Source organism: Pandoraea nosoerga, assembly GCF_902459585.1.
GTDB classification, from domain to species: domain Bacteria; phylum Pseudomonadota; class Gammaproteobacteria; order Burkholderiales; family Burkholderiaceae; genus Pandoraea; species Pandoraea nosoerga.
In genome coordinates, this window is record NZ_CABPSC010000012.1 from 1 (window position 1) to 20274 (window position 20274).

Below are 20274 nucleotides of genomic sequence, written 5' to 3' on the forward strand. Positions count from 1 at the left end.
CTGGCTCGCGGCTGGCCCGTCGCGCCGACTGACGCCCGCGGGCGCGGGGGTGCAGGCAGCGTGGCGACGCCCCGCGCCCGCCCGAACTCCGTGGCGCACCACGCTCGTTCGCATCCCGGGCATTTACGCGGCGGACCGCCTGCCGGTGGCGCGCCTGCAACGAGGCACGCCCGCCCTTCGCCCGGAAGACGACGTCTTCACCAACCATATTCACGCTGACGATCTCGCCGCGATCCTGATCCGCGCGATGTGGCGTGGCAAGCCGCAGCGCGTCGTACACGCGAGCGACGACACGCAATGGCGCATGGGAGAGTATTTCGATCGCGTGGCCGACGCATTCGGGCTGCCGCGCCCGCCGCGCGTCTCGCGCGAGGCGGCCGTGCGCGTGTTGGAGCCGACGTTGCTCTCGTTCATGTCGGAGTCGCGACGGCTCTCGAATGCGCGCCTCAAACGCGAGCTTGGCTACCGGTTGAAGTACCCCGATGTCGCCGCGCTGCTCGCCGCCCTTCCTCCGCAACGTCCATGACCGCTCGCGCCGCGCCTCACGGCGAGCTATCGAACGTCTCGCCCAATGTCCCGCCCAGCGCCTTGACGAGCGTGAGCGTGGCGTCGATCTGATCGAGCCGCGACTGCGCGGCGTTGCGCCGGGCTTGGCGCGCGAGGCGCTGCGCGTCGAGCCAGCTCTGCAGGTCGATGTCACCGGCGCGGTAACGCGCGCCCGAGAGTTCGGCCGCGCGTTGCGCAAGCGTGGCGGCCCTGGCGAGCGACGCGTATTGCGACGCCGTGGCCCCGCGCGCCGTCAACGCATCCTCCACTTCGTTCAACGCGCTCAGCAGCGCGTTGCGAAACGACGCCACCGACTGCTCGTAATCATTGCGCGCGATGGCCGTCGTGAAGCGCGCCGTCTGGACCTGGAGGAATGGCAGCGCGATCGTGGCGGCGAGCGTGCCCACGGGATTGGCGAGCAGCCGCGAGAGCGAATCGCTGGTCGTGCCGGCCGTGCCCGTGAGCGTGAACGTCGGATAGAAGGACAGCCTGGCCGCGTCCACGTCGGCGAGCCGTGCGCGCACCCGCGTCTCGGCGGCGGCCAGATCGGGGCGCCGCGCGAGCAGCGACGCCGGCAGCCCGGGCGAGACTTCCGGCAGGTACGCCTGTGCCAGCGACACGTTCTCGGCGAACCGCGTTTGCGGCGGCAGCCCGAGCGCCACGGCAAGCGAGTGCCGCGCCGCATCGCGCAGCCGCTCCCAATTGGCGAGCGCGCCTGCCACCGCGTCGCGATCCTGATGCGCCTGCACCGGGTCGATGCCCGACACCGCACCGGCGCGGCGCTTCGCCTCGACGAGCGCCACGACGTGTTCGGCGGCGCGCAGGTCCTCCTGTGCGCTCGACACGTTCTCGTTCAGATACGCCACGCGCCAGTACAGCGACGCGACCTGGCTCGATAGCGAGAGCGCGGCGGCACGCCGGTCCCATGCGCTCGCCGCGGCCTGCCAGTGGGCGGCGTCGCGCTGCGCCGCGAGCTTGTTCCAGACGTCGACCTCATACGTGATGCTGACGCTCGCGCCCGACACCGTCTGCGTCTGCCCGTTGTAGGGGGCGCGATTGCCATCGAGCGCGCGCGACTTCGATCCGGTCACGGACGCCGAAAACTGCGGCCATCGATTCGCGCCGGCGAGACCGGCCTGCAGCGCGTCGCGATCGGCTTGCAGCGCCTTGATGGCGAGGGCCGGATTGGCAGCCAGCGCCTGGGAAATGAGCGTGTCGAGCTCCGGATCGCGAAACGCATGCCACCACGGGTCGATGTCGGCGGCCTCGGGCGCGCCGGCAACGGATCGGGACGCGGCAACGGCCGCCGCGCCGTCGAGCGTCGCTTGATACTGCGCGGGAATGTCGAGGGCGGGGCGCTCGTATGTCGCGCGCGTGAGACTGCATCCGCACACGAGTGCCGCGGCGGCGAACGCGCCCGCCGTGGGCAGCGTCGCCGCCGCGCGTGCGACGAGGGCATGGCGAGCGCGCCGAAGGCGATGAAGGTGGTGAAGCGGGCGAGGCAATCCTGTCGAGCGAATCATCAGATCTGTCAAAAAGACCCCCGCGCGCGACACCGAATCGCGCGCGGGGTTTGAAAAACCACCCCGGGCTGTACAGGGGGGAGCCACGGGACGGTTGGGGGGCAAAATCACTCACGAGCCAGCGCGTCGACGGGATCGAGCCGTGCCGCGCTGCGCGCGGGCCACCAGCCGCTTGCCATACCGATGGCGCTCGCGCACGCCACGGCCGCGACAAACGTGCTCACGGAAAACACCACGGCGATCTGCGGCACGAACAGCGTCACGAGCCGGCCGATGACATACGACAGCGCCACGCCGACGGCGCCGCCCATCAGGCATACGAGCACCGCTTCGATGAGGAACTGTCGCAGGATGTCCTGACGGCGTGCGCCGATTGCCCGCCGGATGCCGATCTCGCGCGTGCGCTCGGTGACCGACACCAGCATGATGTTCATGACGCCGATGCCGCCGACGACCAGCGAGATGAGCGCCACGAACGAGAGCAGCAGCGTGAGCATCTGGCTCGTGCGGGAGATCGACTTCACGATCGTGTCCATGTTGAACGTGAAGAAGTCCTTCTGGCCGTGCGCGTGTGTGAGCACGCGGATGATCCCGGCTTCGGCGGCGGCCGGCGGATGGCCGTCGACCACGCGCACGGTGATCGATTCGAGATGCTGCTGCCCCGACAGGCGGCTGGCGACCGTCGTCCACGGCACATACACGTTGAGCGAGCGGCTCACGAACATCGACGACTTGTCGCGTATCACGCCGATGATGCGCAGCGGCAGCGATCCCGCGAGCACGATCTGTCCGATGGGATCGCCGCCGTTGGGCATGAGCTTTCTGAGCGCGTTCTCGCCGATTACGGCGACTTGTGCCTGACGCTCGATCTCCTTGGCGTCGAAACTGCGGCCGCGCGCGAGCTTGAGCCCGTTCGCGCGCAGGAAGTCGGCGCCTTCGCCATGCACCTGCGCGTCCGTGTCGAGCCGCCCGAAGCGCACACGTATCGTGCGCGGGCCGATCTGCGGCGACACGCTGTCGGTGTAGGGCTGCGCGGCGAGCAGCGCGGCGTCGCGCGGCAGCAGCGTGCGAATCTCGGCGGCCTTGTCGTCGTTGAAATCCTTGCCGCGCAGCACCGTGATGGTGTTCGGCGCGATGCTGCCGATGTCGTCGATCACGCGCCGCTTCGTGCCTTCGCCGATCGCCGAGAGCGATACGACGGACGTGATGCCGATGACGATACCGAGCATCGTGAGCCCGGTGCGCAGCCGGTGCGACGCGAGCGCGTGCCACGCCATCGCCAGGCTCTCCGAGAAAGTGGGCCAGCCGGCCAGCCAGGGCCGCCGCCGCGGCTGCTGCTGCGGCTGCTGCTGCTGCTGCTGCTGCGGCTGGCCGGCGCGCGGCGCGGTGACGACGTCGCGGTTCACGTCACCGCTCACGTCGCGGTTCACGTCACCGCTCATGCCGCCGCCTACGTCACCCGATCCGACGCCCCACGCCTCCTCTGCGGCGCGGCCCGGCTTGCGATCGCGACGCGCGGCGCCGTCGGCCTCGCTCACGGGCGGTGTCTCGTTGATGCGATCGCGCACGATGCGCCCGTCCGCGATATCGATGACGCGCTGCGCCCACGCCGCCACGCCCGGGTCGTGCGTCACGAGAATGATCGTGTGCCCGCGCGCATGGAGCTCGCGCAGGATCTGCATGACTTCGAGGCCGCTGCGGCTGTCGAGCGCGCCGGTGGGCTCGTCCGCGAGGATGATGTCGCCGCCGTTCATCAGTGCACGGGCAATGCTCACGCGCTGCTGCTGGCCGCCCGACATCTGCGCCGGGCGGTGCGACACATGCGCGCCGAGGCCCAGACGCTCGAGCAGCGCTGCCGCGCGCGCCGCGCGCGAGGGCTTCGGCGTGCCGGCGTACACGGCCGGCACTTCGACATTGCCCTGCGCCGTGAGATGCCCCATCAGGTGATAGCGCTGGAAGATGAAACCGAAATACTCGCGGCGCAGGCGGGCGAGGGCGTCGTCGGCGAGCGAGGCCACGTCGCGCCCGTCGATCTCGTAGCGGCCCGCGCTCGCGCGGTCGAGGCAACCGAGCACGTTCATCAGCGTCGACTTGCCGGAGCCGGACGGCCCCATGATCGCGACCATCTCCGCGCGGCGAATCACAAGGTCGACGTCGCGCAAGACCGTGACCGCGCTCGCGCCCTCGCCGAAGGTGCGGCAGACGCCTGCGAGACGCAGCAGCGGTTCGCCGGCGCGCGTCACAGAATGCCTCCCGAGTCGGGGGTGGCGCCTGGCGGCGGCGCGTCGGTCGGATCGGCCGTCACCACGCGCTCGCCTTCGGTCAGGCCGTCGAGCGCCTGCGCCATGAGACGGTTGTCGAGCCCCACCTTCACCCAGCGCACGTGTGCGTTGCCCCTCGCATCGAGCACCCGAACGCGATAGCGGCCGTCGGCGCGCTTCTCGCCGAGCGCCACCGACGGGAACGCGAGCGCCTTTTCGATGCGCGCCCGCACGATCGACACCTGCGCCGTCATGTCGGGGCGCAGCACGCCATGCGGGTTCGGCACATCGAACAAGGCGTTGAAGAAGATGGCGTTGTTGATTTTCTCGGGCGAGGGCTGGATCACGCGCAGCTTGCCTTCGTAGCGCGTCTCGGGGGCGCCGAGGATCGTGAAGTACACGTGCTGGCCCTCGCGCACGCGCACGACGTCCGCCTCGGAGACCTGCGCGCGGACCGTCATCATCGAGAGGTCGGCGATCTTGAGAATCGTCGGAATCTGATAGATCGCCGTGACCGTCTGCCCTTCCTGCGTGGTGATGGCGGTGACCGTGCCATTGAGCGGTGCGGTAATGCGTGTGTACGACAGGTTCGTGCGCGCCTTGTCGACCTTCACGTTCTGTTGGCGAATCTGCGAGTCGAGCGACTCGAGCTCGGCCGCAAGCGCATCGCGTTCGGTGCGCGCCTTCTCCAGCTCGCGCGGCGAGGTGGCGTCGTCGTGCGCGAGCAGGCGTTGACGCGCGAGCTCGCGCTCTGCCTGCGCGAAGCGAAGCGATTTGGCACGGCGGTCGGCCGCGAGCGTCGAGAGTCCGGCGGTCGCTTCGCGCAGGTCGTTGTCGCTGGAGGTCGGATCGATCTCGGCCAGCAACTGGCCTTTGGCCACGCGATCGCCGAGCACCACCTTGAGCGAGCGCAACTGGCCGTTCGCCTGCGAGCCGACTTCCACCTGCTTGATCGGCTGGAGCACGCCCGTGGCGAGGACCGCATCTTCCAGATCGGCGCGCACGACCCTGGCGCTCAGATATGCGGGCGGCTTCGGGCGCGGCCATTGCCAGACGGCAATACCGCAGAGCACGACGAGAATGGCCGCGCCAATCTTGCGGCGGCGCGTGAGGCGAAACAGCGGGAGAGGCGTCATCGATCGCGAAAAAACGGGATACCGCAAGGTGCGGACGTGTTGGCGATCCTAATCAAAGAGGGGGCGGCAAACTGTTTTTTGTTGTTGTGACTTTGTGAACGGACGTGAATGGACGTGGGCGGACATGGGCGGACATGGGCGCACATGGGCGGCGTGTGGCGGCCCATTCGGTCTTCTTGTTCCGTTCGATTCCTTGGGGGCGTTTTCCCGTCAGATCCTTCCGGCGTGTCTGGCGTGTTAGGCGTGTTTGGCGTGTTAGGCGTGTTTGGCGCGGCAGCGCCGAAGCGAGACTCGCCCGCGCGCGCTGCCGTCAGGGCAGCGGCTTTGCGCCGGCCGGCAGTTCGGGATGCGCCGGCGTGGGGTAGGTCAGGCGCGGCAGCGGCGTGCCGGGTCGATGCACCACCAGTTGGTCGACCACGGCTTCTACGTCGGCCGTCTCGCCCAGCGCCTTGAGGAACTTCGCGACGGCAAAGCTCGGTGCGACGCAGCCCTGGACGACGATGATCCGACGCTCGAACGTGAGCCAGAGCGACGTCTGCGCGGCCCATGGAATCTCGGCAGCAATGCTCGAGAGCCGCCGTTGCGCGGCTTCGGCGATCTCCGCGTCGTATCGATAGCTGTTGGACAGCCGGCAGCGCCCTTCGAGCCAGCAGTGATTGCCTTTCTCGATGCGGTGATGGGCGTTGGCAAGCCAGTCCGATTCACGCATGGCGGGCCCGAGCGGTGCGGGGCAATCGGCGATCGCCATGGAAATGTGGAGAAAGGGATCGTGGCCGAAATTGCGTAATTCGTCCGGGGCGGGCGCGGCGAAAGCCGACGTGGGCGGCGCCGAGGCCCCGCCGGGCAAGGCGTTCGGCGCGCCCTGGGCAGTTGCCGTCATGCCCAGGCTCGCGGCCGCGGCGGCGGCCAGCCGGCTGCACAGTGTGAAGATTGCACCGCGCCTATGACGCACATGGCCTCCCATGGTCTGGACGGTCGGCGCCCACGGCGCGGTGACGCCGAGGGGGCGGCGCGAAAATGGCTATAATTGCGCGCTATATCCGCCAACGTCGCCGAAATTTCGGTTTCGCGAACGCTGATGACTCCCGGTGCGGGCAGGGCAGGCATCGGCGCACCTTACCGATCCTTTCTGAAATAAGGATTGGACGCCATTCTATAAGATGCTTCGGTCAACGCCCGAGCGGACGCGGGGGCAGACTCCGGTGTACTTCGACACCAAGGGAGCACGAACCATGTCTTCAGGCATTGGTGCGCCGGGTTCGGCGCTGCATCGGGCCTGGCGTTTGCCGGGTCAGGGAAAGGCCGCGACGGTGGGCACTCGGCGTGCCGCGTCGTCGCCCGATAGATATACGAACGCGCTGCGTGCGCTTTCGACCGCGCCGGCGCCTGCCGGCCTCACTCAGGACAGCGCCGTGAAGCTGTCGCAGGGGCCGCGCGAACCTCGCCAAACGTAAATTACCGAGAGAGCTTCATGAGTCTGCATGTTCTTCTGGTCGACGACGATCCCGTCGTGCGCGACCTGCTGCGCGAATTGCTGCATGCCAACGGCATGCAGGTCTCGGTGCTGCACAACGGGGCTTCGCTGCTGCGCCGGCTCGAGCTCGAGCGTCCGTCGGTGATTCTGCTCGACATCATGATGCCGGAGCGCGACGGGCTGCGCGCGCTGCAGGATCTGCGCGCCGCCGGCGAAGACATTCCGGTGATCATGCTGTCCGCACGCGGCGGCCCGCTTGACCGGGCGCTCGGGCTGGAACTGGGCGCCGACGACTATCTCGTCAAGCCGTTCGACACGCGCGAGCTGCTCGCGCGCATCCACGCGGTGCTGCGCCGCCGCGGACCGGTGGCGGCCAGCGCGCCCGACGCCCGCGCACCCTACCGCTTCGGCCCGTTCGAGCTCGACTACACGCTGCGCACGCTGCAGCGCGAGGGCGAGCGTCTGCCGCTGCGCGACACGGAGTTCGCCATGCTCAAGGCATTCACGCAGCACCCGATGCAGGTGCTCCCGCGTGTGAAGCTGCACGCCATGCTGTACGGCGATGGCATCACGTTCCGCGATCGCAGCCTCGACGTGCCGGTGTGGCGGCTGCGGCGTCTCATCGAAGCCGATCCGTCCGAGCCGCGCTACATCCAGACGATTCGCGGCAAGGGCTACGTTTTCGTGCCGGGCGGCGAGCTGTCCGGGGATGCGAGCGCCGACGCGCGGGAGCCGTCCGGCAGTCTCGGTGGCATGGGCGGCATGGGGGGCACGGGTGGCATGGGGGGCACGGGCGGCGTGGGGCAGGACGGCGACGACGGCATGGCCCTTGCGGCCCCTGCCGCGGCGGGCAAGCGCGCGGCGCGCGGCTGGCGGGAGTCTGCTGCGTGAGACTGCGTTGGCTGCTGCGCGATACGTTGTTCGCGCGCATGGCGGGTCTGGGCATTGCCGTTTTGCTCGTCATGCACCTCGTGTGGAGCGCGCTGGTGTTCTACCAGCGCCCACGTCAGCAAGTCGACGGCTTCGCGCGCGGCCTGCTCGTCGCCATTCAGAGCGTGGACCAGCGCGCCGTGGATCCCGGCAGCCTCGCGCCGCCGCACGGCCTGCGCCGGGTGCCGCTGGCCGAGGCGCCGACATTCGCCGACAAGCCCAACGATGCGCGCGGCGACCGGCTGCGCAACGAGCTGCGCTCGCACTTGCCGCCGGGCACGCAACTGCATCTGCGCGAGCAAGGCAAGCGCGGCACCCTGTGGGTCTTGCTGCCGCAGCACGACGAGTGGATCGTGATCGGGATGGAGTTGCCGCCGATGCCGCCGTTCGTGCGTGAGACGGCGGGCATTCTGCTCGGCGCCGTGCTGCTCGCCGTGCTCGTCGCCTGGCAGATGCAGCGGCCCATCTCGCGCGTGGCGCAGGCCGCGCGGGCGATCGCGCGGGGACGCCGCCCGGCGTCGCTGCCCGAGCAGGGACCGCATGAACTGCGCGATCTCGCACATGCGTTCAACGACATGGCCAGGCGGCTCGCGCAAGCCGAAGACAATCAGGCGATCATGCTCGCGGGCATTGCTCACGATCTGAAGTCGCCGCTCACGCGGCTGCGCCTGCGCGCCGATCTCATCGAAAACGACGTGTCGCGCGATGGCTTCGCGCGCGACATCGCGTCCATCGATCACATTGTCCAGCAGTTCCTCGCCTATGCACGGGACGAGCACGACACCAGCCCGCTCGTGAGCGTCGACGCCTTCCTGGAGGCGCAATTTCCCGCCGACGACACGGCCGCCGACAGGGCCACGGCCACGGCGTCGCCCACGGGTGACGGCGCCTCGCTCTTCGTGCGCGATCTGCGCGCGGGGCCCGATTTCATGCTGCCGCGCACGCTGCTCGACCGTGTGATGTCCAACCTCGTGGACAACGCGCTCGAGCATGGCGAGCCGCCGGTGCGTCTGGCAACGTGGCGTGAAGCGGACATGGGGTGCATCGAAGTGAGCGATTGCGGCGCGGGCATTCCGGACGATCAGGTGGCGCTTGCCATGCGGCCGTTCGTGCGGCTCGATGCGTCGCGCGGCGGCGAGGGCCATTGCGGCCTCGGCCTCGCGCTGGTCGTGCGGCTGGTGGAAGGGCTGGGCGGCGCGGTCCGCGTGGGGCGCGCGCCGCAGGGCGGGCTGCGCGTCGTGTTGCGCGTGCCCACTGCAACGCCCACGGCCACCACCGTCGCCACAGTCGCCACCGCCACCACGGCCTCCGTGGCGTCGGCCCGGACGACGGCGGTGTAATCCGCGTGCGGCGCGCGAAGCGTTGGACGCTTCGTCCCGATATCGTCAGCGATATCGTTGGCGATACCGTCAGTAGATCTCCGGCACGATCATCGTGTCGGGCACGGGCTGGCGCATGTAGTCTTCGCTGCGGGCGCGCTCGGGCAATACCACGGGGGGGCGCTCCACGTCGTGATACGGCACCTGTGCGAGCAGATGGTGGATGCAGTTCAGCCGCGCGCGCTTCTTGTCGTCGGCCTGCACGACCCACCACGGCGCTTCCGGGATGTGCGTGCGCTCGAGCATCACTTCCTTGGCGCGCGTGTAGCTCTCCCAGCGGCGCCGGCTCTCCAGATCCATCGGGCTCAGCTTCCATTGCTTGAGCGGGTCCTGGATGCGCGCGAGAAAGCGCGCTTCCTGTTCTTCGTCCGAAATCGAGAACCAGTACTTGACGATCTGGATACCGCTTCGCACGAGCATCTTTTCGAATTCGGGCACCGAGCGGAAGAACTCCTCGTACTCGTCCTCGGTGCAGAAGCCCATCACATGTTCCACGCCGGCGCGGTTGTACCAACTGCGGTCGAACAGCACCATCTCGCCGGCCGCGGGCAGGTGCTGGACGTAGCGCTGGAAGTACCACTGCGTGCGTTCGCGATCGTTGGGCGCGGGCAGTGCGGCCACGCGGCATACGCGCGGATTCAGGCGCTGCGTGATTCGCTTGATGGCACCGCCCTTGCCGGCGGCGTCGCGGCCTTCGAAGATCACCACGATCCGGTGGCGGCTGCGAATCACCCAGTCCTGCAGTTTGACGAGCTCGCCCTGCAGGCGGAAGAGTTCGCGGAAGTAGTGCAGACGGTCGTTGCGGGCGCTATCGCCCAGATCGTTCAGGCCGGGCAGGCGGAGATCGTCGATCTCCATCTCGATTTCCTCGTCGTAGCTGTCGATGAGGTCGTCCTGCAAGCGGCGCGCGATCGAGGCGTCGTGGTCGGCGTCGGAATCGAATGGGGTCATGGCGACGGTCTCTTGCGGCCAGAAATCACAATGGGCGCCCGCGGGCGGCGGACAACGAAAGGTGCGCTCGGCGAGGCACCCCAAGTATGCGACGTTTTTATGACAATCGCATGGCGTTGCGGCACATCCGGCGGCACATCCGGCGGCGCAGTCCCGGGGCCGGGCCCCGCCGGGCGGACGCCCGCGCCGATCCGGCGGCTGCGGGCAAGCGGCGTGAATTGTCACGAAAGTGAAATATGACATTGCCATGATGCCAAATCCCATCACCGCCATGCAGGCGATTTCCGCCATCTCCCCTCGTTTCGCCAGGACGCCGCGCGCATGTTCGCTGATCTGATCCATAACGCTTACGGCTGCGACCAGGCGGGCCTGATCTATGGCTATCGCTTTACCGAAGGCGCGGCGCCCGAGCCGGTCGACTCCGGCGATGCGCTCGCCTGGCTGGCGCAAGGCGAGCGGGCCGACGGTTTCCTGTGGCTGCATTTCAACTTCGCGCACGCCGCATGCGAGAAGTGGCTGCAGCAGCATCTCGCGTTGCCCGGCGAATTCTACGAGAGTCTCGGCGAAGGCTCGCGCTCCACGCGCATCGAGCACTCCGACGACTGGCTGCTCGCGGTCATCAACGATGTGATCTTCGCGTTCGACATCGCGCAGTCCGAGATTTCGACGCTTCGCGTGGCCGCCAACGCGCGGCTGCTCGTGACCGGGCGCGTGAAGCCGTTGCGGTCGATCGACAAGCTGCGCGCGTCGGTCAAGCGCGGCGATGCGTTTCGCTCGCCGTTGGCGCTGCTCGTGCATTTGCTGCGCGACCAGGCGGACGTGCTCGAGCGCATCGTGCGAGAGACGAGCGGGCGCGTCGACACGGTCGAGGACCGGCTGTTGCAGCAACGCGTGGAGAGCAACCGCGCGGACCTGGGCTCGTTGCGGCGGGTGCTCGTGCGCCTGCAGCGGCTGCTCGCGCCCGAGCCGGCGGCGCTATTCCGGCTGCTGAGCCGACCTCCGGCATGGGGGCATGCGGAAGACGTGCAGGAGTTTCGCCAGGCGACCGAAGAATTCGCGGTGGTGCTCAACGACCTGTCGGCGCTGCTCGAACGCATCAAGCTGCTGCAGGAGGAAATCGCGGCCATGGTGAGCGAGCGCACGGACCGCACCATCTACACGCTGACGGTCGTCACCGTTCTCGCCTTGCCGATCAATATCGTGGCGGGCTTCTTCGGCATGAACGTGGGCGGCATTCCGCTGGCCGATCACCCGCATGGGTTCTGGGTACTGGTGGCGCTTGTCGCGACCGGTACGGCGGCGGCGGGATGGTGGGCGTTTCGCCGCCGGCCCGACTGAGCGCCGTCGCGCGCGCGTCGGGCGAGCTGCCGCGCCCGTCCCGTCATCGCACCCCCGGTATCCGATCGAAGGCGGCGAGCACCTGGGCGGGATGAATGGCGCGCGTGCACTCGAACGCGCGCGGCGTGCCCTTGTGGCGCGGGCACCAGTGGAAATCGTCGTGGTTGTAGCGCAGCGCCGGATCGTGCCAGCAGCCCGTGCATACGCCCTCGGAGATCACGCGGTACGGCGTTGCAAATTCGTTGTGCGGCAGCGTGAAGCCCGAAATCAGCACGGTCGGCGTGCCCATCGTCCACGCCAGCCATGACAGGCCGCTCGACAAGCCGACGAAGGCGCTCGCGTGCCTGAGCCAGCGCGCGCGCTCGGTGAGCGGCAAGTCCCCCGTCGCGTCGATGGCCCCTTCCGGAATCGCCTGCCAGAAGTCGCCTTTGCCGTGCCGCGCCTTCTGGTCGATGCACACGACCTGCAGGCCGCGCTCGCGCAGCCCCGCCACGACGGCGTCCCAGCCGCCCGGATGGTTCCAGTACTTGCACTGCGCCGTGCTTTGCACCGCAATGCAAACGTAACGGGCCGCCATTGGCCGGGACGCGTCTGGCAGCGCGGTTCTCGCCGGCGCCTCGGCGTCGTCGACGCCCAGGATGTGAGCCGCCGTGCGATGCAGTCCCGTTTCGCGAAAGTCGCGCGGCTGCTCGACGAGCGCCTTGTCGTCGAAGAACAGGCCCACGTTGTACGTGGCGTAGTACTTGCGGCGCTCCACGTCCTCCTGCGCCACGAAGTCCACTTCGGGATAGGCATCGCGAAAGAGCGCGGCCACCGCCGGCGTGACCACGCACGCGAGGCGGCAGCCGTGCACGCTCGCAAACCGCAGCGCATACGGCAGCCAGCCGAGCACGTCGCCGAGCGCGGCGAGCGGGAACTGGACGAGCACGTCCCGGTCGCGGGCATCGTAGCGGTGCTCGAACACCACGACGTCGTTGAGCCAGATGGTGATGCCATACGGCACGAAGTACTTCGCCGGGCTGCGCACGACGCCGCAGGACAGCGACACGTCGGCAACCGTGGTGTCGTCGCGCAGATCGCTCAGGCGCACGCGCCACGGCAGGGGCTGGCCGAAGTCGGGAATGACGACGCGAGCGCCGTCGTTGAAGTCGTAGCGCAGGCCCGCCGGGCCAACCTGCGTGGGCAGCAGCGCGGGCGAGAGGAAGATCTGGCCCGGCGAGCGCGCGAATGGCGTGGGCGCCGGACGAGGCGCGGCGCTCGGGACATCGGCGGACATCGGGACGGGGGCGGCTTCATTCATGGATGACACCTTACCCTCCGGCGCACGGGAGCAATCGCCGGGCAAGCGCGCCGAAAAGGGCTCAATTCAGGAAATTGGGCGACGTGGGGGACGGTGGGGGCGCCGTGGTCGCGGCAGACGACCTCTCCCGATCTTTCCCGACCTTTCCGTCCCCTTCCGGACCTTTCCATGCAGGCCGCCGCCCGTCCCGGATCGATCCGGGACCGGCGGCTCGCGCGGCGCGGGGCCGATTCAGGCGCCCGCGCCGTCGGCCATCCCCTGATACTGGGCGCGCAGCGCCTGCGTGAACCGGCGGTGAATGTCGCGCGGATTCTCGCGGCGCGTGAACATGGCCACAGGCGGCAGCGTCCATGTGAGCGACCACGGCACGATGGCCACGCCGGCGATGCGCACGAGCTCTTCGGCAATGTCGGCGGGCAACAGCGACACGGCCCGCTCGCTGCTTGCCAGCAATTCGCCGGTGAGCCGCGACGAAAAACTCTCGACGATGGGCACCGGCGGCACCACCCCCGCATGCAGGAACAGATCCGAGAGCTGGTCGCGCATGGGGGTGTGGGGCGCGCCCATCACCCAGTCGAGCTCGGCCAATTGCGACCAGACCGGGGCGCTGCGCCCGAGCCGGGCGGCCAGCCGCCGGCTGGCGACCACGCGCGGCATCTGGTGGTGAAGTACTTCGAACTGCACTTGCGCGAGGTCGACGCTGGCCGCTGCGCGACCGATCACGACGTCGAGCGTGTGATCACGCAATTGCGCCATGAGCGCGTCGCTGGTCCCTTCGTGGAGGGTGACGGTCAGCCGCTGCGGGATCTGGGCGAGCGTTTGTTGGATGGCGGCGGCGAGCGTCTTGCCGGAGATGTAGGGGATCACGCCAACGTGCAGCCGCGCCGCATGCCCGGCCATCACGGCCTCGATGTCGCGTGTGAGGTGGTCCAGGTCGTGCACCATGGCCTGCGCGCGGGCGAGGACGACTTCGCCCAGCGGGGTCGGCGTCATGCCGCGCGGGGTGCGGTCGAAGAGCGGGCCGCCGAGCATGCTCTCGAGTTCGGCCAGGGCGCTCGTGACGGCGGGCTGGCTCGTCGCCATGTGCTCAGCGACCCGTGTCAGCGACCCGTGCTGCTGGATCTGCAGCAACAGCACGAGATGGCGCATCTTGAGCCGAGTCGTCAGCCGCCGGACCACTTCCCCCGTATCGAAAGGCACCGCGCCCATCTGTCCCCAATCCTCTGAAACCCCCGATGCACGGGGCTTATAACAAAAACATGATGCCCCCATAGTAATTCAGAATCGCCCCCCGCTGGGGGCTGCCTAGAATGGCCTCACCTCCGATGCGCCAGCGCGACAGCCGTCGCCAGAACGGCCGCAGCGCATGCCGGAGCCGAGACATTCAACGAGGACGACACGCCATGAGCACCACCAACGACCAACAGGCCGCCCTGGAGTACCACCAGTTCCCGACGCCGGGCAAGATCTCGGTGACGGCCAGCAAGCCGCTCGTCACCCAGCGCGATCTGGCGCTCGCCTACACCCCGGGCGTCGCGCTGCCGTGCCAGGAGATTGCGAGCGATCCGTCGGCGTCGTTCAAGTACACCGGCCGCGGCAACCTCGTCGGCGTGATCACCAACGGCTCGGCCGTGCTGGGGCTGGGCAACATCGGCGCGCTCGCCTCCAAGCCCGTCATGGAAGGCAAGGCCGTCCTCTTCAAGAAGTTCGCCGGGATCGACGTGTTCGACATCGAGATCACCGAGAGCGACCCGGACAAGCTCGTCGACATCATTGCCAGCCTCGAAGCGACCTTTGGCGGCATCAACCTCGAAGACATCAAGGCGCCGGAGTGCTTCACCGTCGAGCGCAAGCTGCGCGAACGGATGAAGATCCCCGTCTTCCACGACGACCAGCACGGCACCGCCATCACCGTGAGCGCCGCGTTCATCAACGGCCTGAAGGTCGTGGGCAAGGACATCCGCGAGGTCAAGGTGGTGACCTCGGGCGCCGGCGCGGCCGCGCTCGCCTGTCTTGAGCTGATGCTCGAGCTCGGTCTGCCGATCGAGAACGTGTGGGTCACCGATATCGACGGCGTGGTGTACGAGGGCCGCACCGTCGGCATGGACCCGGACAAGGCCCGCTTCGCGCAGAAGACCGACAAGCGCACGCTCGCCGAGGTGATCGAAGGCGCCGACGTGTTCCTCGGTCTGTCGGCCGGCGGCGTGCTCAAGCCGGAAATGCTGTTGACCATGGCGGCTCGTCCGCTGATCCTGGCGCTGGCCAACCCGACCCCGGAGATCTTCCCGCAGGACGCCCGCGCCGCGCGCGAGGACGTGGTGCTCGCCACCGGCCGTTCGGATTTCCCGAACCAGGTCAACAACGTGCTGTGTTTCCCGTACATCTTCCGCGGCGCGCTCGACGTGGGCGCGACCACGATCACGCGCAACATGGAAATTGCCGCGGTGCACGCGATCGCCGGCCTGGCGCAGGAAGAGCCGAACGATTCCGTGGCGAGCGCCTACGGCGCCTACGATCTGTCGTTCGGGCCGGAGTACCTGATTCCGAAGCCGTTCGATTCGCGCCTGATCGTGCGTATCGCGCCGGCCGTGGCGCGGGCCGCGATGGAAGACGGCGTCGCCACGCGCCCGATCGCCGACTTCGACGCCTACGCCGATCAGCTGCAGCAGTTCGTGTATCACTCGGGCGCGTTCATGAAGCCGATCTTCTCGGCGGCCAAGCAGCTCGTGCGCGACGGCGGCAAGGCGCGCATCGTGTTCGCCGAAGGCGAGGAAGAGCGCGTGCTGCGCGCCGTGCAGGTGATCGTCGACGAGAAGCTGGCGCGCCCGATCCTCGTGGGCCGCCCTGAAGTGCTGCTCGCCCGCATCGAGAAATTCGGTCTGCGCCTGCGTCTGGGCGAAGACGTCGAAGTCACGAATCCGTACTACGACGAGCGCTTCCATCAATACTGGACGAGCTACTGGGAGCTGCGCTGCCGCGACGGCATCACCAAGGAAATGGCGCGCGTGGAGATGCGCCGCCGACTCACGCTCATCGGCGCGATGATGGTTCGCCTGGGCGACGCCGACGGGATGATCTGCGGCACCGTGGGTGCGTACCACGATCATTTGCGCTTCGTGGACGAAGTGATCGGCAAGCAGCCGGGCGCCAACACGTATGCCGCGATGAACATCCTGCTGCTCGACAAGCGCACCGTGGCGCTGGTGGACACGCACGTCAACGACGATCCGAGCGCCGAGCAGATCGCCGAGTTCACGCTGGCGGCCGCCAGGCAGATGTCGTGGCTCAACCTCAACCCGAAGGTCGCGCTGCTCTCGCGCTCGAACTTCGGCTCGGGCAGCGCGGCTTCGGGCACGAAGATGCGCCGCGTACTGGAGATGGTGACGGCGCAGGCGCCGGAGCTCGAGATCGACGGTGAAATGCACGGCGACTGCGCGCTCGACGAGGCGCTGCGCAGCCGCATCCTGCCGCAGTCGCGACTCAAGGGCGCCGCCAATCTGCTGGTGTGCCCGAACGTGGACTCGGGCAACATCGCCTACAACCTGCTCAAGACGGGCGCGGGCAGCAACGTGGCCGTGGGGCCGTTCCTGCTGGGAGTGGGCGCACCGGTCAACGTGCTGACGTCGAGCTCGACCGTGCGCCGCATCATCAACATGACCGCGCTTACCGTCATCCAGGCCAATCGTGACTGAAGTCCGGGCGCGGCTCGCGCTCGGCCAGCTCACCGGCGGCGCGGCGCGCCCGATGGCGTTTCGCGATTTCTTGCAGCCCCGGCAGGCCTGACGCGCGCGTCGCCACGAGGCGCCGCCAGCCTTGCCGGGGCCGTGTCCGGGGCCGTGTCGTTTGCGTCGCCGCGTCCTGCCGCGCATGCGGCCTTGGCGGCTTGCCGAGCAGCGTCGTGCAAAGCCACGCCAGCACGCTGCACATCACGAAATAGATCAGCGCCACGAACGCGAACACTTCCGCCGGATAGACCATCAGGCGGCTGTTGACCTGTGTCGCGACAAAGGAAAGCTCCGCCACGCCGACGATGTAGGCGAGCGAGGTGTCCTTCACCAGCGACACCCATTGATTGATAAACGACGGCGTCATGATACGCAGCGCCTGCGGCAGCACGACGTGGCGCAATGTTTGCACGCGCGTGAGCCCGAGCGACATGCCGGCCTGCCACTGGGCGACACCCACGCCGCGAATTCCGGCATGCACGGTGTGCGACAGATAGGCGCCACCGATCAGCGCCAGCGCGCAGGCGACGGTGGCAAGGCCCGGCACGTTCACGCCAAAGAGGATCGGCAGCAGAAAGTACGTCCAGAAAATCAGCATCAGGACCGGAATGGCGCGAAAGAAGCCGATGAGGAGCGTGAGCGCCCAGCGGGCCGGGCCCGCCAGCATGGCGAGCGCGATGCCGCCGGCCAGACCCAGCGCGCCGGAGGCGACGGCGCTCACGCTGGCGAGCACGAGCGTGAGTGCGGCGCCCGCGAGCGGGCCGTCGGGAAAGTCACCCCACAGCAGATAGGGCAGGTTGTCGAGTACGGCGCGGGCGTTCATGGGGGCGTCCTGAAGGGCGACGTCTGTCGTGCGGCGTCAGCGCGACGGTGCGACGGCGTGGCGGTGCGTGCTCGCCATGCTCACGGCCTCGATCATCGCGATGGTGCCGACGTAGAGCAGCGTGGCGATGCCGAAGGCCTGGAACGTCCTGAAGGTTTCTGTCTCGACCTGGCGCGACGCGTAGGACAGCTCCGCGAGTCCGATCGCCATCGTGAGCGACGAGTTCTTCACCGCGTTCATGTACTGCCCGAAGAGCGGCGGCAGCGCGATACGCACGGCCTGTGGCAGCACCACGTGGCGGAAGACGGCGAAGCGGCTCAGCCCCAGCGCGGCGGCCGCATGCGTCTGAGCGGCGGGCACGCCGCGCAGTCCGGCGCGGATTTCCTCGCCGATGAAGGCGGTGGTGTAGACCGTCAGCCCGACGAAGCCCGAGAGCGTCTCCAGGGTCGGCCAGCGAATGTCGAACAGCGTCCAATGCCATGCATGCGGCTGCGAGAGCCACTGCACCGCGCCGGGCGGCAGCAGCGCGGCCACGCCGAAGTACCAGAAGAACAATTGCACCAGCAGCGGCGTGTTGCGCATGGCGGCGACGAACACGGCGGCGGGGCCCGAGAAGAAGGCGCTGCGCGAGTCGCGGGCGAGAGCGAGACCGAAGCCGAGCCAGGTCGCCGTGGCACTTGCGGCGGCGGCGAGCGCGAGCGTCACGCCGAAGCCGTGCAAGAGCCACGCGAGATATTTCGGGGCGAGCCAGTCGATCATGATCGGGCGTTCCAATGCCAGAGGCCGGGCCCGCGTGGCGCGCGTGCGCCATGCGCTCCCGGCCGGCCGACGGGCGAGCGTCAGACCTTGTCGCCGATCTTGAACAGGCGCGGCAGCGGCTGCGTGGTGTTCGGGCCGAACCAGCGGTCGTAGATGGTGGCGGCGGTGCCGTCTTTCTCGAGCGCACGCAGCGTGTCGTTGACGAAAGCGGTCAGTCGCGCCTCGCCCTTGGGCACCCCTACGCCCATGTAGTCGTTCGAGATCGTGAAGGCGGGAATTTCGTAGTTCTGCTTGTCGGGCACGTTCGCGAGCAGGCCGACGAGCTTGGGACCGTCTTGCGTGATGGCTTGAACCGTGCCCGTGCGCAGCGCGGCGAAGGCAAACGGCGTGTCGTCGAAGGCCACGATCGTCGCCTTCGGGAATTTCTCGCGCAGCGTGATTTCGTTGGTCGTGCCCTTGTCGGCGCCGATGCGCAGCGCGTTCAACTGGTCCGGCGACGAGAGCGTGCCCTTTTTCGCGAGGAACTGCTGGCCCGACGAGAAGTATGGAATGCTGAAGTCGATCTGTTTGGCGCGCTCTTCCGTGATCGTGAAGTTCGCCAGTACGAGGTCGACTTTCTTCGACGTGAGGAACGGGATGCGATTGGCAGGGTTCGTCGGCTGGAGCTCGAGCTTCACCCCGAGCTTGTCGGCGAGCGCCTTGGCGTAGTCGACATCGAGGCCGACGATCTTGTGCGACTTCGCGTCGACGTAGCCGAACGGCGGGTTGCTGTCGAACGTGGCGACGCGCAGCACGCCGGCTTTCTTGATGTCGTCGAGCTTGTCGGCGTGAGCGGCAAGCGGCGCGAGAGCCGCGATCGAGAACAGCGATGCCGCGAGGGCGGAAACAGCGAGGCTGGCGCGTGGTTTGCGAGTGTGGTTTTGCATGGCCTGTTGGGCTCCGTTTTGCGTAGATCCGTCACTCGTCCCGCCATCGTTCGATGGCGCCGGCGAGCAGCATGGACAGACGCCGGCGGGGGACGCGGCTGCGGGTAGCAGCGAGTGGGCCTCTACGATAACGGCGCATTGCGACGCGCCCAACCAATCGATTTTCCTTAGCAAAACGCCGGCGCTGATAAGCGCCGGCGTGCCTGCCGCCAAACCGGGTTGCCGCGATACGGCGCGATCAGTGGCGATGACCGTAGCCGTGGCCGCGACCGTGGTCGTGATCATCGTGGTGATCGGGGCCGCGCGGGTCCCAGCCGCCGCGACTGAGCTCCCAGCCGTGCGGGCCCTGGTGCCAGGCCGGCGCACGATAGGCGTAGCCGGGGCGGGCGCGTTCCCAGTGACCGCCGCGCCACATGTGGCGATGGCCGTCCCAATCCCAGAACCCCGGCGCCCACACGTAGCCGGCGCGCGGCGGCGGCACCGGTTCGTAGCGCGGCGGCGGCGGTGCGCCAATGCTGATCGACACGCCGACTTGGGCGTGGGCCGGTGCCGTGGCGATGCCGCCGAGCGTGGCGGCGACGAGCGCGATGGTCAGCGTCAGTTTTTTCATGTTCGCCCCCTTTGAAAGCGATGTCTTGGTACGCCTTCATGGTACGGGCTGAATGTCTCCAAGGCGAAACGAATAGTCGTAAGAAAATGTTGGAAATGTTTCGTTCCATTCCCCGAAAACCCGCGTGGGCGAACGATCGTGACGAACCCGTCACCCGTGCGCATGCTGATGCCGATACTCCTGCGTGCGTCCGCCGTATCCATAAGCTGCACCGCGTGCGTCGATCACATGGATGTACGAGCACTCGTGGACATTGCCGAGCAGTTCCGAGAGCGTTTCGAACACCTGGGCGATGAACCGCGCCTTTTCGGCTTTCGTGTTGGTTTCGTCGGTCACGCTGATGTCGAGGTGAAACGCATTCTTGCCTTGCTCCGAGAGCGGCGCGCCACCGATGAACCAGCGCTCGTGCGCAATGTAGTCGACCGTGACGGCGATGACCTCGGGCGCCTTGTGCAGCGTGTCGACGGTGAACTGCGAGACGGCGCGTACCGCGTTGCGCGTGAGGGTGTCGTCTGGCGTGCCCGAGAGCTGGAGGACGATGTGCGGCATGGTGTGGCTCCTGAAGGTTGAAGATCCAACGTGTTGTCGAAGAC

General features: G+C 68.1%; 15 protein-coding genes and 2 pseudogenes. 5 read left to right on the forward strand and 12 right to left on the reverse strand.

What is annotated here, in order from left to right; genetic code table 11:
* Nucleotides 1-526 (forward strand): Rossmann-fold NAD(P)-binding domain-containing protein (locus PNO31109_RS15385; protein WP_244958186.1); only part of this gene is annotated, 526 nt, incomplete at its 5' end.
* A gap of 16 nt (nt 527-542) precedes the next feature.
* On the opposite strand, the gene PNO31109_RS15390 is transcribed toward PNO31109_RS15385, so the two are convergent.
* The 4 genes from PNO31109_RS15390 to PNO31109_RS15405 all read right to left on the reverse strand — a co-directional run bounded on the left by PNO31109_RS15390 (nt 543) and on the right by PNO31109_RS15405 (nt 6346).
* A complete protein-coding gene (locus PNO31109_RS15390; protein ID WP_150556348.1) occupies nt 543-2069 on the reverse strand; it encodes an efflux transporter outer membrane subunit in 1527 nt (508 codons plus the stop codon).
* Between the two features lie 107 nt (nt 2070-2176).
* On the reverse strand, nt 2177-4312 hold the full coding sequence (locus PNO31109_RS15395; protein ID WP_150556349.1) for a MacB family efflux pump subunit: 2136 nt from the start codon (nt 4310-4312) through the stop codon (nt 2177-2179).
* Entirely contained in the window at nt 4309-5466 is a 1158-nt protein-coding gene (macA, locus tag PNO31109_RS15400; protein WP_150556350.1) for a macrolide transporter subunit MacA, read from the reverse strand. The genes PNO31109_RS15395 and macA overlap by 4 nt, the downstream gene beginning before the upstream one ends.
* A gap of 310 nt (nt 5467-5776) precedes the next feature.
* A complete protein-coding gene (locus PNO31109_RS15405; protein WP_150556351.1) occupies nt 5777-6346 on the reverse strand; it encodes a BON domain-containing protein in 570 nt (189 codons plus the stop codon).
* A gap of 591 nt (nt 6347-6937) precedes the next feature.
* On the opposite strand from PNO31109_RS15405, the pseudogene PNO31109_RS15410 reads away from it, so the two are divergent.
* Nucleotides 6938-7648 (forward strand): annotated as a pseudogene (locus PNO31109_RS15410) (response regulator); the annotation flags it as partial.
* 179 nt (nt 7649-7827) lie between these two features.
* Entirely contained in the window at nt 7828-9210 is a 1383-nt protein-coding gene (locus tag PNO31109_RS15415; RefSeq protein WP_150556353.1) for an ATP-binding protein, read from the forward strand.
* 69 nt (nt 9211-9279) lie between these two features.
* Here the strand turns inward: PNO31109_RS15415 and ppk2 are convergent, their stop codons facing one another.
* Entirely contained in the window at nt 9280-10200 is a 921-nt protein-coding gene (ppk2, locus tag PNO31109_RS15420; protein WP_150556354.1) for a polyphosphate kinase 2, read from the reverse strand.
* A gap of 321 nt (nt 10201-10521) precedes the next feature.
* Between ppk2 and PNO31109_RS15425 the strand changes: the two genes are divergently transcribed.
* A complete protein-coding gene (locus tag PNO31109_RS15425) occupies nt 10522-11538 on the forward strand; it encodes a transporter (protein ID WP_150556355.1) in 1017 nt (338 codons plus the stop codon).
* 43 nt (nt 11539-11581) lie between these two features.
* Here the strand turns inward: PNO31109_RS15425 and PNO31109_RS15430 are convergent, their stop codons facing one another.
* Nucleotides 11582-12838 carry an autotransporter strand-loop-strand O-heptosyltransferase gene (locus PNO31109_RS15430; RefSeq protein WP_150556356.1) on the reverse strand — a complete coding sequence of 419 codons (1257 nt, stop codon included), beginning with the start codon at nt 12836-12838 and terminating at the stop codon, nt 11582-11584.
* Between the two features lie 231 nt (nt 12839-13069).
* Nucleotides 13070-14038, reverse strand: a complete 969-nt coding sequence (locus tag PNO31109_RS15435; protein WP_150556460.1) for a LysR family transcriptional regulator — start codon at nt 14036-14038, stop codon at nt 13070-13072.
* Between the two features lie 203 nt (nt 14039-14241).
* Between PNO31109_RS15435 and PNO31109_RS15440 the strand changes: the two genes are divergently transcribed.
* Nucleotides 14242-16530 (forward strand): NADP-dependent malic enzyme, encoded by a 2289-nt coding sequence (locus PNO31109_RS15440; RefSeq protein ID WP_150556357.1) that lies wholly within the window; start codon nt 14242-14244, stop codon nt 16528-16530.
* 225 nt (nt 16531-16755) lie between these two features.
* Here the strand turns inward: PNO31109_RS15440 and PNO31109_RS15445 are convergent.
* The 5 genes and pseudogenes from PNO31109_RS15445 to PNO31109_RS15465 form a co-directional block, all read right to left on the reverse strand.
* A pseudogene (locus PNO31109_RS15445) lies at nt 16756-17386 on the reverse strand (amino acid ABC transporter permease); the annotation flags it as partial.
* 36 nt (nt 17387-17422) lie between these two features.
* Nucleotides 17423-18145, reverse strand: coding sequence for an amino acid ABC transporter permease (locus PNO31109_RS15450; RefSeq protein WP_150556359.1), 723 nt, complete (start codon nt 18143-18145; stop codon nt 17423-17425).
* An 80-nt stretch (nt 18146-18225) separates the two neighbouring features.
* The gene (locus PNO31109_RS15455) at nt 18226-19071 is read right to left on the reverse strand and encodes an ABC transporter substrate-binding protein (RefSeq protein ID WP_150556360.1); all 846 of its coding nucleotides are present in this window, start codon (nt 19069-19071) and stop codon (nt 18226-18228) included.
* A 238-nt stretch (nt 19072-19309) separates the two neighbouring features.
* Complete coding sequence (locus tag PNO31109_RS15460) at nt 19310-19681, reverse strand: YXWGXW repeat-containing protein (protein ID WP_150556361.1); 372 nt, start codon at nt 19679-19681, stop codon at nt 19310-19312.
* A 150-nt stretch (nt 19682-19831) separates the two neighbouring features.
* Nucleotides 19832-20230, reverse strand: a complete 399-nt coding sequence (locus PNO31109_RS15465; protein WP_150556362.1) for a tautomerase family protein — start codon at nt 20228-20230, stop codon at nt 19832-19834.
* Between the last annotated feature and the right edge of the window lie 44 nt (nt 20231-20274).